This is a genomic window from Roseitalea sp. MMSF_3546 (assembly GCF_030732865.1).
In the GTDB taxonomy this organism is placed as follows: domain Bacteria; phylum Pseudomonadota; class Alphaproteobacteria; order Rhizobiales; family Rhizobiaceae; genus Roseitalea.
Genome location: NZ_JASHKB010000044.1, coordinates 1 through 16853, shown reverse-complemented (window position 1 = coordinate 16853; position 16853 = coordinate 1). Strand labels below are relative to the sequence as shown.

General features: G+C 67.1%; 17 protein-coding genes. 10 read left to right on the top strand and 7 right to left on the bottom strand.

Annotation, left to right across the window (positions count from 1 at the left end; translation table 11 throughout):
* The first annotated feature begins 149 nt into the window (after nt 1-149).
* The 3 genes from RBB34_RS19235 (at nt 150) to hisG (ending at nt 2522) form a co-directional block, all read left to right on the top strand.
* Nucleotides 150-515: an endonuclease domain-containing protein gene (locus RBB34_RS19235; protein ID WP_306120861.1), complete on the top strand. Its 366-nt coding sequence runs from the start codon at nt 150-152 to the stop codon at nt 513-515.
* A gap of 205 nt (nt 516-720) precedes the next feature.
* Complete coding sequence (locus RBB34_RS19230) at nt 721-1842, top strand: ATP phosphoribosyltransferase regulatory subunit (RefSeq protein ID WP_306120860.1); 1122 nt, start codon at nt 721-723, stop codon at nt 1840-1842.
* A complete protein-coding gene (gene hisG, locus RBB34_RS19225) occupies nt 1839-2522 on the top strand; it encodes an ATP phosphoribosyltransferase (RefSeq protein ID WP_306120859.1) in 684 nt (227 codons plus the stop codon). The genes RBB34_RS19230 and hisG overlap by 4 nt, the downstream gene beginning before the upstream one ends.
* Nucleotides 2523-2708: 186 nt before the next feature.
* Here hisG and fumC read toward each other — a convergent pair whose 3' ends face one another.
* The 6 genes from fumC to RBB34_RS19195 all read right to left on the bottom strand — a co-directional run bounded on the left by fumC (nt 2709) and on the right by RBB34_RS19195 (nt 9598).
* Nucleotides 2709-4109: a class II fumarate hydratase gene (gene fumC / locus RBB34_RS19220; protein ID WP_306120858.1), complete on the bottom strand. Its 1401-nt coding sequence runs from the start codon at nt 4107-4109 to the stop codon at nt 2709-2711.
* A gap of 61 nt (nt 4110-4170) precedes the next feature.
* Entirely contained in the window at nt 4171-4605 is a 435-nt protein-coding gene (locus RBB34_RS19215; RefSeq protein WP_306120857.1) for a universal stress protein, read from the bottom strand.
* A gap of 51 nt (nt 4606-4656) precedes the next feature.
* Nucleotides 4657-5280 (bottom strand): DUF998 domain-containing protein, encoded by a 624-nt coding sequence (locus RBB34_RS19210; protein ID WP_306120856.1) that lies wholly within the window; start codon nt 5278-5280, stop codon nt 4657-4659.
* A gap of 320 nt (nt 5281-5600) precedes the next feature.
* Nucleotides 5601-7244, bottom strand: a complete 1644-nt coding sequence (groL, locus tag RBB34_RS19205; protein WP_306120855.1) for a chaperonin GroEL — start codon at nt 7242-7244, stop codon at nt 5601-5603.
* A gap of 66 nt (nt 7245-7310) precedes the next feature.
* Nucleotides 7311-7607 (bottom strand): co-chaperone GroES, encoded by a 297-nt coding sequence (groES, locus tag RBB34_RS19200; RefSeq protein WP_306120854.1) that lies wholly within the window; start codon nt 7605-7607, stop codon nt 7311-7313.
* Between the two features lie 197 nt (nt 7608-7804).
* Nucleotides 7805-9598: a hypothetical protein gene (locus RBB34_RS19195; protein ID WP_306120853.1), complete on the bottom strand. Its 1794-nt coding sequence runs from the start codon at nt 9596-9598 to the stop codon at nt 7805-7807.
* A gap of 182 nt (nt 9599-9780) precedes the next feature.
* Between RBB34_RS19195 and RBB34_RS19190 the strand changes: the two genes are divergently transcribed.
* Both RBB34_RS19190 and RBB34_RS19185 read left to right on the top strand, forming a co-directional pair.
* A complete protein-coding gene (locus tag RBB34_RS19190) occupies nt 9781-10263 on the top strand; it encodes a TadE/TadG family type IV pilus assembly protein (RefSeq protein ID WP_306120852.1) in 483 nt (160 codons plus the stop codon).
* A complete protein-coding gene (locus RBB34_RS19185) occupies nt 10263-10961 on the top strand; it encodes a hypothetical protein (protein WP_306120851.1) in 699 nt (232 codons plus the stop codon). The genes RBB34_RS19190 and RBB34_RS19185 overlap by 1 nt, the downstream gene beginning before the upstream one ends.
* A 17-nt stretch (nt 10962-10978) precedes the next feature.
* On the opposite strand, the gene RBB34_RS19180 is transcribed toward RBB34_RS19185, so the two are convergent.
* Nucleotides 10979-12127, bottom strand: coding sequence for a hypothetical protein (locus tag RBB34_RS19180; RefSeq protein ID WP_306120850.1), 1149 nt, complete (start codon nt 12125-12127; stop codon nt 10979-10981).
* A gap of 164 nt (nt 12128-12291) precedes the next feature.
* On the opposite strand from RBB34_RS19180, the gene RBB34_RS19175 reads away from it, so the two are divergent.
* The 5 genes from RBB34_RS19175 to RBB34_RS19155 all read left to right on the top strand — a co-directional run.
* A complete protein-coding gene (locus RBB34_RS19175; RefSeq protein WP_306120849.1) occupies nt 12292-13146 on the top strand; it encodes a TIGR01459 family HAD-type hydrolase in 855 nt (284 codons plus the stop codon).
* Nucleotides 13147-13161: 15 nt separating this feature from the next.
* On the top strand, nt 13162-14145 hold the full coding sequence (locus tag RBB34_RS19170; RefSeq protein ID WP_306120848.1) for a bifunctional riboflavin kinase/FAD synthetase: 984 nt from the start codon (nt 13162-13164) through the stop codon (nt 14143-14145).
* Entirely contained in the window at nt 14145-14861 is a 717-nt protein-coding gene (locus RBB34_RS19165; protein WP_306120847.1) for an SDR family NAD(P)-dependent oxidoreductase, read from the top strand. The genes RBB34_RS19170 and RBB34_RS19165 overlap by 1 nt, the downstream gene beginning before the upstream one ends.
* On the top strand, nt 14858-15607 hold the full coding sequence (locus tag RBB34_RS19160; protein ID WP_306120846.1) for an SDR family NAD(P)-dependent oxidoreductase: 750 nt from the start codon (nt 14858-14860) through the stop codon (nt 15605-15607). Before RBB34_RS19165 ends, RBB34_RS19160 begins: the two co-directional genes overlap by 4 nt.
* A gap of 205 nt (nt 15608-15812) precedes the next feature.
* The coding region (locus RBB34_RS19155; protein ID WP_306120845.1) for a class I tRNA ligase family protein at nt 15813-16853 on the top strand (1041 nt) is incomplete at its 3' end.

Sequence of the window (16853 nt, the reverse complement as noted above, 5' to 3'; positions counted from 1 at the left end):
CCTCACCCCTCCCCTCAAGGGGGAGGGAAGACCTCGGCAGCCGCGTCCGCACCTGTGAACACGGCGCCAGGCACAGACATTGCCAACCCTGCGACCGTGCGCGTGTCCTCCCTCCCCCTTGAGGGGAGGGATGAAGGGTGGGGGTAGCAATGTCTCCGACGCGCGTCGAACGCTCTGCGATCAAGCGCGCCCGGACGCTCCGCCGTGCCATGACCGAGGGTGAACGGCGTCTATGGTCTGAGCTGAGACAGTTCCGCAGCAATTACAATGTCCACGTCCGCCGACAGGCACCGATCGGCCCGTTCATTGTCGACTTCGTCGTTCAATCACACCGCCTCGTCATCGAACTCGATGGCGAACACCATGTCACCGCCGATGGCATGGCGCGCGATGCGCGGCGGGATGCAAAACTCGCCGATCTGGGCTATCGCGTGCACCGGATCAAAACCGGCGAACTCGACGAAAACCTCGATGGCTGCATCGAGACCATACTGCGCGGTTTGGGCGTAACGTGATGGGACGAATTTTCACCCCCACCCTTCATCCCTCCCCTCAAGGGGGAGGGAGGACCTTGGCATCGCACCCCGATCTGCTGAAGGTCGAGCCCGGCACAGCCGTTGATCAATTGCGCGAGGTGTCTTTGTCCTCCCTCCCCCTTGAGGGGAGGAATGAAGGGTGGGGGTATTGCGACACGGTTATGCCGACCACGGCAGTCGCCCCATGACCGCGCACCGCTCATTCGCCGCAAGGGCCGATATCGAGGCGATCATCGCCGAGCGCGGCGCGCAGCGCATCGACGTGCCGGTGCTGCAGCCGGCCGATCCGTTCCTGGACACGGCGGGCGAGGAGCTGCGCCGGCGCATCTTCGTCACCCAAAGCGAAACCGGCGGCGTGCTGTGCCTGCGGCCGGAATTCACCATCCCCGTATGTCTTGCCCATCTGGCCCGCAATGGCGAGCCGGCGCGGCACGGCTATGTCGGCACCGTGTTCCGCCAGCGCCGGGCCGGGCCGAGCGAATTCCTGCAGGCGGGCATCGAGGATATCGGCGAGACCGACCGCATGGCGGCCGATGCGCGCTCGATCGGCGATGCGGGGACGATGCTCGCCCGGCTCGGGGTGCCGGCCGAACGGCTGCGCCTGGTCGTCGGCGACCAGACGGTGTTCGACGCCGTGCTCGCCGCGCTCGGCCTGCCGGCGGGCTGGCGGCTGCGGCTGGCGCACGCCTTTGGCAGCGATGCCGCGCTGGAGGCGACGCTCGAGCGGCTGGCGCATCCCGCGCCGATGCCGGACTTGCCCGCCCCGATCGCCGCTCCCGCCCTGGCCGGTGATGCACGGGCGCTGGAAGACGCCATCCAGGCCGATCTCGACGCTTCCGGACTTGGCGGGGCCGGCGGGCGTGGCGCCGCCGAGATCGCCGAACGGCTGCTCGCCAAGGTGCAAAGCGCGCGGATGACGCCCGATCCGGCCGGGCTGGACATGCTGCGCGCCTTTCTTGCCATCCGCGTGCCGCTCGGCGAGGCGGCCGATGCGCTCGGCGCGATGCAGCGCCGCACGGGCCTTGGGATCGGCGAGGCGGTGGAGGCCTTTGCCGCCCGCGCGGCGGCGATCGCCGATGCGGGCGCGCTGCCGCCCACGGTCGAATACCGGGCGAGCTTCGGCCGGCGGCTCGACTACTATACCGGTCTGGTGTTCGAGATGCGCGGGGCCGATGACGAGGTGCTCGCCGGCGGCGGCCGTTACGACCGGCTGCTGACGCTGCTTGGCGCGCCGGCACCGATTCCCGGCGTCGGCTTTTCGATCTGGCTCGACCGGGTGGCACGGGCGAGCGGAGAGACGCCATGACGGCAACGCTCGCCCTGCCCTCCAAGGGCCGGCTCAAGGAGGAGGCGCTGGCGGTGCTCGCCGGGGCCGGGTTCGATGTCGTGCCGCCGGCCGACAGCCGCGCCTACAAGGCGCGCGTGGCCGGGCGCGACGACATCGAGGTGGCCTTCCTGTCAGCCTCGGAGATCGCGCGCGAACTGGGCGCGGGCACGATCGCCGCCGGCGTGACGGGCGAGGACCTGGTGCGCGAGGGGCTGGCCGACAGCGAGAGGCGGCTGGTGCGCGCCGCTCAGCTCGGTTTCGGCCACGCCGATGTGGTCGTCGCCGTGCCCGAAGCCTGGCACGATGTCGATACCATGGCCGATCTGGGCGAGGTGGCGGCCGGCTTCCGCGGCCGGCATGGCCGACGCCTGCGAATCGCGACCAAGTACTGGCGGCTGACCCAGCGCCATTTCTCCCAGGAGCACGGCATCCAGCTCTACCGGATCATCGAGAGCCTGGGCGCGACCGAAGGCGCGCCGGCGGCCGGCCAGGCCGACATCATCGTCGACATCACCTCGACCGGCTCGACGCTGCGCGCCAATCGCCTCAAGGTGCTCGACGACGGGGTGATCCTTCGCTCGCAGGCCTGCCTGTTCACGCGCAAGGGCGATGTCCCGCCGGTGATCGGCGCGCTGGTCGGCGCGCTTTGCGAAGGGTGAAAAAAACCGCGCGCTCCGAGGGGGTCGGAAACGCGCGGCAGAAAATCGACTTCGGTTGCGATCGGGAAGCGTCCGAAGTGCCGGCCGGCGATCGATCGGGAGATCGCGGGCCGGTTGTTCCTTCTACGGGCTCCGGCGGCCATGGATCACCGGGCGCGGCGATTTTGTCGAGCCTTTGTGCGGGCGTCAGGTTGCGCCGCCAACCATGGCTTCGGGCCGGACGATGCGGTCGAAATCCTCGGCCGACACGTAACCGCCGCCGACGGCCTCCTGGCGCAGCGTCGTGCCGTTTTCGTGGGCCGCCTTGGCGATCGCGGCGGACTTGTCATAACCGATATGCGGGGTCAGCGCGGTGACCAGCATGAGCGAGCGCTCGACCAGTTCGGCGATGCGCGCGCGGTCGGGCTCGATGCCGACAAGGCAGCGTTCGGTGAAGGAGGCGACCGCGTCGGCGGCGAGCCGGATCGACTGCAGCACGTTGAGCGCGATCACCGGCTTGAAGACGTTGAGTTCGAAATGGCCCTGCGCGGCGGCCATGGTGATGGTGGTGTGATTGCCCATGATCTGGGTCGCGACCATGGACAGCGCCTCGGCCTGGGTCGGGTTGACCTTGCCGGGCATGATCGACGAGCCGGGCTCGTTGGCCGGCAGGATCAGTTCGCCAAGCCCCGAGCGCGGACCCGAGCCGAGAAAGCGGATGTCGTTGGCGATCTTGAACAGGTCGGCGGCGAGCGCGTTCAGGGAGCCGTGGAAATCGGTCAGCGCGGCGTGGCTGGCGAGGGCGGCGAACTTGTTGGAGGCGGTCTTGAAGGGCAGGCCCGTCGCCTCGGCGATGCGCGCGGCGAACCCGGTGGCAAAGCCCTCGGGCGCGTTCAGGCCGGTGCCGACCGCCGTGCCGCCCTGGGCGAGCGCGTAGACATTGACCAGATCATGGTCGATGCGCGTGCGCGACAGCTCCAGCGCGGCGGCGTAGCCGGAAAACTCCTGGCCGAGCGTCAGGGGCGTGGCGTCCTGGGTGTGGGTGCGGCCGATCTTGACGATGTCGGCGAAGGCCGCCGCCTTTTCGTGCAGCACGGCGATCATGCGGTCGAGGGCGGGCAGCAGCCGGTCATGGGTGTCGAGCGCGGCGGCGATGTGCATCGCCGTGGGAAAGGTGTCGTTGGAGGACTGGCTCGCATTGACGTGGTCGTTGGGATGGACCGGGTCCTTGGAACCCATCGTGCCGCCGAGCATCTCGATGGCGCGGTTGGCGATCACCTCGTTGGCGTTCATGTTGGTCTGGGTGCCCGAACCGGTCTGCCAGACCACCAGCGGGAAATGGCCGTCCAGTTCGCCATTGGCCACCTCGGTGCCCGCGCGCGCAATCGCGCCGGCGATCCCCGCATCGAGGACGCCGAGCGCCGCGTTGGTCTCGGCGGCGGCCTTCTTGATCAGGCCGAGGGCACGGACAAGCGAGACGGGCATGCGCTCCTCGCCGATCGGAAAATTGCCGATCGAGCGCTGGGTCTGGGCGCCCCAGTAGCGGTCGGCGGGCACCGCAAGCGAGCCCATCGTGTCGGTTTCGGTGCGGGTCGGGGACTGGCTCATCACCCGGATATGGCATCGCGGCGCGGCGGTGCCAATATGGGCGGCGATATTCGGCCCGGCGCTACTTCACCGTCAGAACGGCGCAATCGGCCAGTTGGGAGACCTTGTGGGTGACGCTGCCGACGAGCAGCGTGCCGAACTGGCCAAGGCCGCGCCGGCCCATGACGATCAGGTCGACATCGTTCTCATTGGCGTATTCGACGATGTTGCGGCCCGGATCGCCCTGGCGCACCATGGTCTCGGGCTGGTCGACGCCGTGCTGGGCAGCAATGCCCCTGGCCTGCTCGATCGCCTCGTTGCCCGCCTTTTCCAGTTCCTCGGCGCTTGGCGGCAGCGGCACGGCGGAATAGCCCACCATCATTGTTTCGCCGGGCAGTTGCGGCGTGTGGAGGATGTGCAGACTGGCCTTGTAGGTGCTGGCGATGTCGCAGGCCACCTCGATGGCCTTGCGGGCGTGTTCGGAGCCGTCATAGGCGGCAAGGATGGTCTTGAACATGGCTTCTTCCCCGAATCGGACGCCTCACACTGGCATGGCGCGCCCGCTAAGTCATTGACTTCGATCAGTTGCAGAGCGCTTGACGAGGAACCAGGAGGCGCCGGCCAGCCAGACCGTCAGCACCGCCGCGACCAGGCGTTCGTATAGGCCGTCCCAGCCGGTGGGGACGGCAAACAGGAACGGGCCCAGAACGAACCAGACCGCGGCAATCGCATAGGATGCGATTTCGAGGCGAGGGTCGACGGCTTTCAGGCCACGGGCCGTCAACAGCGGCACGAAGGTGAAGGAAAGACCGAGGGCGTAGACCAGCCGGATGTGCACGGTGTCGCCGCCCGCCCCGTCTCCGTCGCCATGTTCGTCGTACAGCGCGATGCCCAGCACGATGACGGCCATGAAGCCCAGGATCAGCGCAGCCAGCGTCCAGCGCCAGCCGTCCAGACGGATCTGTAGCAGGCCGCCCGCAACCGCGATCATGCCCACGCTGAGCAGCACCAGGCCCGTATCCATCAGCCAGGCGTTGCGGCCGGCGGCCAGATTGCTGATCGTGTCGGCAACCATGCCGACGTCCCGCACCCAGAGCGCGGCGACGATATCGCCCAGCACGACGGCAACGCAGCCGGCGAGCCCGATCACCCCGCAAGCCAGGGTCAGCCGGTTCGTCCCCATATACTTCATGGTCGGACAATGGCACGATGCGGACCGGCGTTCCGTCCCGCTTTCGTGAAGGCCAAAGAAAAGAGGCCGGCGGATCGTTCCGCCGGCCCCGGTAACGTCAGCGCAGGCAGCGCCTGCATCATGCCCATGCCGCCCTCCCGGCCCGACCAAGGGGCCGGGCATTCAGGATTCATGGGCGGCGGTTTCGGGCATGGTTACATCATGCCCATGCCGCCAGCGGTCGCGCGCTTGCGCGCCACCGCCACGAGAAAATGGGCGGCATGAAAAAAGGCGGGGATCGCTCCCCGCCTTTGACAAAGATGTCGATGAAGCCGCGTGGCTTACATCATGCCCATGCCGCCCATATCGGGCATGCCGCCACCTGCCGGTGCGGGGGCGCTCTCCTTCTTGGGCGCTTCGGCGACCATGGCTTCGGTTGTGATCAGCAGGCCGGCGACGGAAGCCGCATCTTCAAGCGCGGTGCGCACGACCTTGACCGGGTCGACAATGCCCATGGCCGTCATGTCGCCATATTCGCCGGTCTGGGCGTTGTAGCCGTAATTGTCGCTGTCGTTTTCCAGGATCTTGCCGGCCACGATCGAAGCCTCGTCGCCAGCATTGGTGACGATCTGGCGTGCCGGGGCCTGCAGGGCGCGACGCACGATCGCGATGCCGGCCTCCTGATCGGGGTTCTCGCCGGTGACCGTGATCTTCTTGGACGCGCGCAGCAGGGCCACGCCGCCGCCCGGAACGATGCCTTCCTCGACGGCTGCGCGGGTCGCGTTCAGCGCATCGTCGACACGGTCCTTCTTCTCCTTGACCTCGACCTCGGTGGCACCGCCGACGCGGATGACGGCAACGCCGCCGGCGAGCTTGGCAAGGCGCTCCTGCAGCTTCTCGCGGTCATAGTCGGAGGTGGTTTCCTCGATCTGCTGCTTGATCTGCGCAATGCGGCCGTCAATGTCGGTCTTCTGACCGGCACCATCGACGATCGTGGTCTCTTCCTTGGTGATCGAGACCTTCTTGGCGGTGCCCAGCATGTCGAGGGTGACGTTCTCGAGCTTGATGCCCAGATCCTCGGAGATCACCTGACCGCCGGTCAGGATGGCGATGTCCTCGAGCATGGCCTTGCGGCGGTCGCCGAAGCCCGGCGCCTTGACGGCGGCGATCTTCAGGCCGCCGCGCAGCTTGTTGACGACCAGCGTGGCAAGGGCTTCGCCTTCGACGTCCTCGGCGATGATCAGCAGCGGACGCGAGGACTGCACGACCGATTCAAGGATCGGCAGCATGGCCTGCAGGTTGGAGAGTTTCTTTTCGTGGATGAGGATGTAGGGATCCTCGAGTTCGGCCACCATCTTCTCGGCGTTGGTGACGAAATAGGGCGACAGGTAGCCGCGGTCGAACTGCATGCCTTCGACGACCTCGAGTTCGGTCTCGCCGGTCTTGGCTTCCTCGACCGTGATCACGCCCTCATTGCCGACCTTCTGCATGGCTTCGGCGATCATCGCGCCGACTTCCTTTTCGCCATTTGCCGAAATGGTGCCGACCTGGGCGACTTCGTCGGAGGTGTTGATCTTGGTGGCGCTGGTCAGCAGCTTTTCGACGACCTCGCCGACGGCCAGATCGATGCCGCGCTTGAGATCCATCGGGTTCATGCCGGCGGCGACCGACTTGTGGCCTTCCTGGACGATGGACTGGGCCAGAACCGTGGCGGTGGTTGTGCCGTCACCGGCGATGTCGTTGGTCTTGGAGGCGACCTCGCGCAGCATCTGCGCGCCCATGTTCTCGAACTTGCCTTCCAGTTCGATTTCCTTGGCGACGGTCACGCCGTCCTTGGTGATGCGCGGCGCGCCGAAGGACTTGTCGAGAACGACGTTGCGGCCCTTGGGGCCGAGGGTGACCTTGACGGCATCGGCGAGCGTATTGACGCCATCGAGCATGCGCTCGCGGGCGTTACGGCCGAACTTGACTTCTTTAGCGGACATGTTTCCTCATCTCCCGGGCCGACGGGCCCTTTCACGATTGCATTTGCGGGTGGCGACGCGGCCTGCTCAGTTGAGCACGCCCATGATGTCGCTTTCCTTCATGATCAGCACGTCTTCGCCGTTGAGCTTGACCTCGGTGCCGGACCATTTGCCGAACAGCACGCGGTCGCCGGCCTTGACGTCCATGGGGATCAGATCGCCGTCGTCATCGCGACCGCCCGGCCCGACGGCGACGACTTCGCCTTCCTGCGGCTTTTCCTTGGCGGTATCGGGAATGATGATGCCGCCGGCCGTCTTTTCCTCGGACTCGACGCGGCGAACGACCACGCGGTCGTGCAGCGGACGAAAGTTCATCTCTGCCATATTCTTTGCCCTTGATAACGTTGTGTATCGGCGCCGACGGCGCCGCTAGCACTCAATGCTGGTGAGTGCTAGCGGCGCTCATCTAGGGATGGCCCGATCGGGAGTCAAGAACCGCGGCGGGCAAAAAATGCGTCCGGCCGCGACGGGCAGTGCCGGCCCGGCGGCACCGTCTTGCGGGCGCCGCGGCCGGGCGAGGATCAGCCGTCCTCGAGCGGGGTGTAATGGGACAGGCGCAGCTTGCCAATGTCGTTGCCGATCATTTCGAACGCCTCTTCGAGTTCGTCGGCATCGGACGCGGCGATGGCGGTCGCCGGGGACGACGCGCAATGGTTCATGATTTCCGTGGCGGCACTGCTCGGATTGCCGAAATAGACGAAATAGATGCGCACACCCATGTTCTTGATCTCGGTGCAGTACTTCTTGGAGGCGCCGTCGAACATCTGCGTGCCCTGCGACTGGCTGGGCTGGTTGGGCAAACCCAGATCGAGCAGGTCATCCTTGGGATACTGGAAGCTGGTATAGCTGGTCGCGTAGTGGCCCGGATTGCGCGGGAAGTTGTCGCCGTCGGTCATGAACACCAGGATCTTCTGGGTCTCGGCGAAATCGCCGCCCTGGGCCAACGGCTCCCACGGCGTCAGCGTGTGCATGGCCCATTCGAGCCCGATCGTCAGGTCGGTGTTGCCGTTGGCCTGCATGTCGTCGATCGCATCGAGGATGTCGTCGCGGTCGTCGGTCAGCGGGATCAGCGGCGACGTGTTGCACTTGCCGTTCGGGCCCTCGGTTGACCAGTTGTCGTCATAGTCGCCATCCATCCAGGTCTTGGAGATGACGTATTTGGGCGTGTTCGCCACGCGGGCCCGCGAACGCACCTGCCAATCGCCATATTCGAACGCGTTGTAGGGGTAGTCGGTCTCGCCGCCCAGATCGTAGACGTAGCTGTTGCGGCTGCCCCACCAGTCAGCCTCGTCGGGCGCCATGTGCGGCACGAACAGCGAATCGCCGTCTTCGTTGTTGGGCGGTTCGAAAGAGTAGCGATACTTGCCGTGCCGGTGCTCGAAGCACCCGTTCCACTCGACATTGTGAAACAGATCGAACACATCCTTGCGCGTGACGATGCCGATGTCCGGCAATGCCCTGAGCGCATCGATATCGACACCGTTGCCGTCCGGCTCGAGCGGCAGATGGTCGACGAGCCTGGCGGGGTCGTAGTGATCCCACTCGTCGTCCATGTTGCCCCAGGCGTCGGGCATGCGGAAATACATGTCACCGTCGCTGGCCCCGCCATCGTCGAGATAGGGCGCAAGGTAGGTGAAGTGACCGGTCGACCGGCCCTCCCAGTCGATCCACCAGGCGTCGTTGCCGAACGCGTCGGTGCGCGCCGACTCGGGCACGGAGACGTTGGTGTGCCAGGGAATGACCGAGAACTTCAGATCGGCGTTCTCGAATCCCGACAGTGAAGCGCTCGCCGAATCGATGAGAATCTCGGCGGCGTCCTTGGCCGCATCGATCTTGCGCTTGCTGCCCGCCCACTGGGACATCGAGCCCGAATTGTCCATGGCAATGGCGACCTCGACATTGCGGCGGCCGAACTGGGCCTGGGTTTCGGTGCGCGCGATCAGCGTCTCGTGGCCGAAGAGCTGCATGAAATAGGTGTCGAACTCGATCGCCGTCTCGATCTGGACGAGGCCGGTCGCCGGATCGACGTGAAAGGTGTCGTAGATGATGTCGAGGCCCGGCGTCATCGCGCCGAGCAGGCTCTTGCCCTCCTCGACCAGATCCTCGGCCTTCAGGTTCGGGTTGAGCGCGATCCGCTTGGCGATATGCAGCGCGACCGACTGCGCAGCGGTATCGACCACCGATTCGTTGCGTGTGTAGTTGGTGTAATCCACCGCCAGAGACACCATGCCGAACATCGGCACGACGGCGAAGGCCGCCATGATGTAGGCGCCGCCACGCCGATCGGCGAGGAACCGTGCGAAGAGCTTCTTCATCGTCGTCCGCCCCAATCTCCCGGAACAACCGGGCATTGATCGATTGTCAGTGATAACCCCGATCGCGTGAATTCCCGTTTAACCGGTCGCTAAAATTTGACCGATCCGCACAAACGGAAAGGAAACGGTTTTCCGCCTAGTATCGGCGCCCGAGCAGGTGGAACTGGCCTATGGCGAGGCGTTTGAGATCATTCATCCTTGGCGAACGCGAGGGCGTGGCGGCGATCGAATTCGCGCTGCTGGCCCCGGCATTCTTCATGCTGATGATCGGGATCTTCGAGGTCTCGTATGTCGTCTACATGTCCTCGGCGAGCCAGCGCGCCGTCGAGAAGACCATCTACGACATCCGGACCGGCCACGTCTTCAGCACGATGACCGCCGATGAACTGACCGCGGACGAATGGTACCGCCGCGAAATCTGCAATCGCGTGGCGCTGCCCAACTGCCAGGAGCGGGTGACGATCTCGGTGGAGCGCTACGACATGAACGCCAACAGCGTGTGGAACTCGGAAGATGCCGGCGAATTGTCGGTCGGCGCCTCGGAGACGCTGATGCGTGTGCAGGTCAGTTTCGACCTGCCCGACATCGTGTTCTCGGACCTTGTCTTCGGCGATGCGGTCGACACGCTGACGGCCGGGCTCACCTTCATGACGGAGCCCTACTGATGGCCCGCCGCCGGCATCGCGCGCATCGGCAGGTCCGTGCGCTGCGCGCGCGGATCGCGCGGTTTCGCGACAATGCGCGCGCGGCGATCGCCGTCGAGATGGCGTTCATCCTGCCGATCTTCGCGTCCATGGCGTTTCTGACCTGGGACGCGGGGAACGTCTACACCCAGTACAATCGCAGCGTGAGCAATCTGTATTCGCTCGGCGACATCGTCTCGACGCAGTATCATTCGCTGACCTGCGATCGGCTCGACCTGATCTCCAATCTGGTCTACGAGTCCTACGCGGCGGGCAACTGGGCGCGGCGCACGCGCGGCTCGGGCGATCACTTCAACGAGAACGGCGCCCGGGACTTCCGCTTCATCATCCGCATGATGAAGGCCGAAGAGCAGCCCAACGGCAAGATCCGCGGCCGCGTGGAATGGGAATACCGCCGCAATGGCGGCAATGCGCAGTCCGGCAACCTGCGCAACATTCCCGATTCGCTGCAGATCGAGGATCTGCGGTTCGTCATGGTCGAGGGCAACATCGTCGTCCGGCCGGCACTGAACTATCTGGGCATCTTCGAAATGGATCCAGAAAACGGCAATGTGCAACGCCGGATCGACATCGACCGGTATTTCCCGGTCCGCTACGTCCCCAATGTGCCGCTGATCGAGGCGCCCGGCGACCTGTTCGACAGCAAGTGCACGAGTTGACCCCAGCCTGGCCCGGATCACTGCGCCGGCTGCGCCAGCCGCGGCTCGTCGCGCAGGCGCATCGGCTCGGCAAAGACCGGACCGCTGCCGATCGTCGCACCGACCTGGATGGCATCGACGATGTCGGCCTCGGCGGCCAGATCGCGCGCGCAGCCGGTCACGCCGACCGCGCAAAGCCGGTCGAGGCATGAAAGCTGACGCGCCGCCGCCCCGGTATCGGCGTCGGAGAGCGCCGGGAAGTCGAACATCGCCACCTGCAGGGCGCGCACGACATAGTCCGGCAATTCGCGCGGGGCGAAATCGAGCCCGGCGACACCGATGCCGCCATCGGCATCGAGCATGCGATCGATCGCCTCAAGTCGTTCGCGGCGGGGACGCGCAAGCGCACCGTCGGCGATGCAGATGACGATCTGCCGGCTCAGGCCGCGATGGGCCGACAGCAGCATCGCCAGCTTGTCCCAGCGAGCGCGATCGTCGAGCAGCGCCTCGGTGACGTGGACGTGCAGCATGTGCGCCTGTTCGGGAAATGCGTCGCCGGCAGCGCTCGCCGCCTCGCTGAACACCTGGCGCGAGGCGGCCAGCGCCGTTTCGACCAGGTGGCTCTCGAAGGCGGCGCGCGCGGCCTTGTCGCCGGCAAGGGCGCGCTGGACAAAGCGCGGATGGATCAGCGCGTTGCGCGCCTCGAGCTTGCGATAGACATCGTATCCGACGAGCGTGCCGCCCGACAACGCCACGATCGGCTGGTAGTATAGCTGCGGCGCGAGCGAGGGCTGCACGGGCTGCTCGTCCTGCGGCGCTGCGCTGCTTGCCCGGCGGCGGCTGTCGGCATTCTCGATCACCCCGAGCAGTGTCAGCAGGGCCGGACTGGCCGGCCCGGTTCCGGCCGCCTCGGCGCGCTGCGGCGGCGGCCTGGCCGTCAGGGGCGCCCTGCGCATGCCGAGCGCGGCGATGCGCTTTGCCTCACGCAGATCGCGCTGTTGGCGCCGCAGGCCGCGGCCAAGTGCGATCACCGCAAGGGCAAGCACGGTCGCGGCGGCGAGACTGGCCACCGTGACCGGTGTGAGCTGCGCGCCGAACAGCGCCTGCAATTCGGCGCGCCACAGATAGCCGGCCGCAGCGAGCAGCGCGGCGAACGAAAAGGCGGCAATCAGGCGCAGTATCGGCATGGCTCGCCGGCGTGTCGTGGGGTGGCGGTTAACGATCCGGTCACCATGTTCTCACAGGGCGCGGGGCGCTGTTAAGGCAATTGTCGTGACACGGTGAATGGCTTGGGTTAATGGCCGCTGGCGCCACGGCTTTGCCGATCGTTAACCACATTGCGGGGACCGTCTTGCCCTTTCCGACCGTTGACAGCCTCGATGCCCTGATCGCCGACTATGACGCGATCCTCTGCGATGTGTGGGGCGTGCTGCACAATGGCGTGACCGCATGGCCGGAGGCCTTCGGCGCCCTGCGCCGGGCACGACGGGCCGGCCGGCAGGTGGTGCTGGTGACCAATGCGCCACGGCCGCACCTTCCCGTGCGTCGGCAACTGGCCGGGCTGGGCGTACCGGAGGACGCCTTCGATGCGGTGGTCACCTCGGGCGATGTCACGCGCGCGCTGATCGCGCAGGCGCCGCGACGGCTGTTCCACATCGGCACCGAGCGCGACCTGTCCATCTTCGAGGGGCTCGATGTCGAACTGGCCGAGGAGCGCGAGGCATCGGCGTTCGTGTGCACCGGCCTTTATAACGACGAGACCGAAACGCCGGACGACTATGGAGACCTTCTGGCGCGGCTGCGCGGACGCGATTTGTCGATGATCTGCGCCAATCCGGACATCGTCGTCGACCGCGGCGGCAAGCTGATCTATTGCGCGGGCGCGCTGGCGCGGCTCTACCAGCAGCTCGGCGGACGTACGCAGATCGCCGGCAAGCCGCATCGCCCGATCTACGACAAGGCGCTCGAACTGGCCGAACAGGCCCGCGGCAGCGCCATCGACCGGTCGCGCGTTCTGGCGGTGGGCGACGGCATGACGACCGACGTCAAGGGGGCGATGGATGCCGGGCTCGACCTGCTGTTCGTCTCCGACGGCATCCATGCGCGCGAATACGGCGCGCCCGGCGCCCCCGATCCGGAGCGCCTGGCCGCCTATCTGACCGATTTCGGCGCCCGCCCGGTGGCGACGATGACCCGGCTCGCCTGACGGAGCCCGGCGGTCATGATCGCACGGCTCGCCGATCTCGATGCGCTCCCGGCCGATCTGCGCGGCGGCTGCGTCGCCATCGGCAATTTCGACGGCGTGCATCGCGGCCATCAGGCGGTGCTGGAAGCGGCGCGGCAGGTGGCAACGCGCGACCGGATGCCGGCGCTGGTGCTGACCTTCGAGCCGCACCCGCGGGCGGTGTTCACGCCAGCCGATGCGCCCGCGCGCATCACGCCGGCGCCGATGAAGGCACAGATCCTTGAAGCGCTCGGTTTCGACGCCGTCATCGAGATGCCCTTCACCTTCGAATTCGCGGCGCACACCGCCGATGCCTTCATCGACACGGTGCTCGTGAACGGCTTCGGCGCCCGTCACGTGGTGACCGGTTTCGACTTTCACTTCGGCAAGAACCGGCAGGGCGGCCCGGCCTTCCTGATGGAGGCCGGGCGGACGCGAGGCTTCGACGTGGTGCTCGTCGACGCGCTGCGCGACGATGGTGCCGAGGTCGTCTCGTCGAGCCGCATCCGCGACTATCTGGCGGCCGGCGGGATCGAGGCCGCGAACGCGCTTCTGGGTTACCGCTATCGCGTCCAGGCGCGGGTCGCGCGTGGCGAGCGGCTCGGCCGGACGCTCGGCTATCCCACCGCCAACATGGCGATTGCCGGGGACAGCCCCCTCGCCCACGGCATTTATGCGGTGCGCTTCTTCCGCGCGGACGGGACCATCCACGAGGGCGTTGCCAGTTACGGCCGGCGGCCGACGGTCACCGAGGAGGGCGCGCCGCTTTTCGAGACCTTCCTGTTCGATTTCGATGGCGCGCTTTACGGCGAGGACTGCACGGTGAGCGTCTGCGCCTTCCTGCGCGGCGAGGAGAAGTTCGACACGCTCGACGCGCTGGTCGCGCAGATGCGCCGCGACGAGGCGCAGGCGCGCGCCATCCTGGCCGATCTGACGCCGCTGTCGGCGCTCGATGCGCGCCTGACCTTCGGCATGTCGTGATGGCCGGCGGCCGCCGCGCGATCCTGATCACCGGCGGCACCAGCGGCATCGGCCTTGCGCTGGTCCGGCGGCTCGCGCCGCGCCACGATCTGCTCGTCGCCGGCCGGCGCGCGCCGGACGATGCCGCCGCCGTGCTGCCCCAGGGCGTCCGCTACGTGCATGCGCCGCTGACCACGCCCGAAGAGGCCGTGCGCACCGTCGCCGAGGCGGTCCTGAAAGCGGGCTGGGTGCGGCTCGACAATGCGATCCTCAATGCCGGAGTGGGCTTTGCCGTGCCCGGCGGTATCGAGACGGCCGGGCAGATCCGCGCCACGCTCGACGTCAACCTGACCGCGTCGGTCATGCTGGCGCGCACGCTGCATCCCTGGCTGGCAAGGGCCGGCGGCACGCTGACGCTCGTCGGCTCGGTCGCCCGGCGCGGCCAGGGTCTGTTTCCGGCCTATGCGGCGTCCAAGGCCGGGCTGCACGGCCTGGCGCGGGCGCTGCGCAGCGAATGGCGGGACACGGTCGCCGTACAGGTGATCCATCCGGGGCCGACGCGCACCGGAATGCACGCCAAGGCCGGTCACGATCCGGGTCGGCTGGGCGCCGTCTTCCTGCCGGCCGGACCGGTCGCCGCCATGATCGAAGGCGCCATCGCCGCGCGCCGCTCGCCGGTGACCGTCTCGCATGGCCGGTTTGTCGCCGGCGGCGCGTTGTGGAGCCGGCGGCTGTGACGCGGGCGCTGGTGACGGGCGCGAGCGCCGGGCTCGGCCGGGCGATCGCCGAGCGGCTCGCCGCCGAGGGACACGACGTCACCGGCGTCGACCGCGATCATCCGGGCGCGGAGGCGCCTTTCGCCCACATCGCCTGCGATCTGGCCGACCGCGACAGTGTCGACGCCCTGGCTGCGCGCCTAATCGAAGACGGCCCGTTCGACCAGACGGTGCTCAATGCCGGCATCTCGGCGACCGGGCCGTTCGAGGCCATCCCGGCGAAGGCGCATGCCCGGGTGATGGCCGTCAATGCCGAAGCGCCGATGGTGCTGTGCGCGGCATTGGCGCGGGCCGGTGCGCTCTCGCGCGGGGGCCGGGTGGTCTTCGTCTCCTCGCTGTCCCATTTCACCGGCTATCCGGGTGCGGCCAGCTATGCGGCGGCCAAGGATGCGCTGGCCGTCTACGCCAGATCGATCCGCAAGCCGTTCGCGCGCACGCTCGGCGTGACGGTGTCGGCGGCGTTTCCGGGACCGCTGCGCACCGACCACGCCGCCCGGCACGCGCCCGCCGGCGCGGACGCCGAAAAGCGCATGGCCCCCGACGTCGCCGCCAGACTGATCCTGGCCGAGGCAGCACGCGGGCGCGCGGTCATCGTGCCCGGCGCGCGCGCCCGTTGGATGGCGCTGGCCGGCCGCATCGCGCCTGCCGCCGTGACCGGGGCCATGCGTCGCATCGTCTACGACAAGCTGGACCGGGCGGTGTGGTGATTTCCGCCTTTCCATTGCACTGCGTCATTGTTACAAGCACGCCATGCAGTTTTGCGCCCGCGCCATCATTCGAATTACTGGCCCGGCCCGCCGCTGATCGAGCGTTGCGGGGCCGGGACGGTCTTTTTGCGGGTTCGCCCGCCTTCACCCCGATTTCACGCCTGCCGCGCCCGAGGCGCCGCACCCGTTCAAGACGCGAAAACCGATGACCGACACGACAATGCAAGGCGCCAACGACACCGTCGAAGCGCTCGACTACTCCAAGACGCTCTATCTGCCGCAGACGCAGTTTCCCATGCGCGCCGGGCTGCCGAAGAAGGAGCCCGAAATCGTCGCCCGCTGGGAGGAGATGGACCTTTACCGCAAGCTGCGCGAGGACGCCGCCGGCCGGCCCAAATTCGTGCTGCATGACGGCCCGCCCTATGCCAACGGCAACATCCATATCGGCCACGCGCTCAACAAGATCCTGAAAGACGTGATCACGCGCTCGTTCCAGATGCGCGGATACGACTCCAACTACGTGCCGGGCTGGGACTGCCACGGCCTGCCGATCGAATGGAAGATCGAGGAGCAGTACCGCGCGAAGGGCCGCAACAAGGACGAGGTGCCGATCAACGAGTTCCGGCAGGAGTGCCGCGACTTCGCAGACCACTGGATCAAGGTGCAGACCGAGGAGTTCAAGCGCCTGGGCGTGGAGGGCGATTTCGACAATCCCTATACGACGATGGACTTCCACGCCGAGGCGCGCATCGCCGGCGAACTGCTGAAATTCGCCATGAGCGGACAGCTCTATCGCGGCTCCAAGCCGGTGATGTGGAGTGTCGTGGAGCGCACCGCGCTCGCCGAGGCCGAGGTCGAGTATCAGGATTACGAGAGCGACACGGTCTGGGTGAAGTTTCCGGTGAAGGACGGGCCGGCGGCGTTCAGCGATGCCTTCATCGTCATCTGGACAACCACGCCCTGGACCATCCCCGGCAACCGGGCGATCAGCTATTCGCCGCGCATCAGCTACGGTCTGTACGAAGTCACCGCCGCGGAGAACGAATTCGGCCCGCAGCCCGGCGAGAAGCTGATCTTCGCCGATACGCTGGCGGAAGAAAGCTTCGCCAAGGCCAAGCTCGAATACACCCGCTTGGCCGACGTCTCGGCCTGGGAACTCGCGGGCATCACCTGCGCCCATCCGCTGAAGGGTTGGCCGGCGGACTCGGCGCCCCTCTCCCCCCTTGTGGGGGAGATGTCGGCGCAG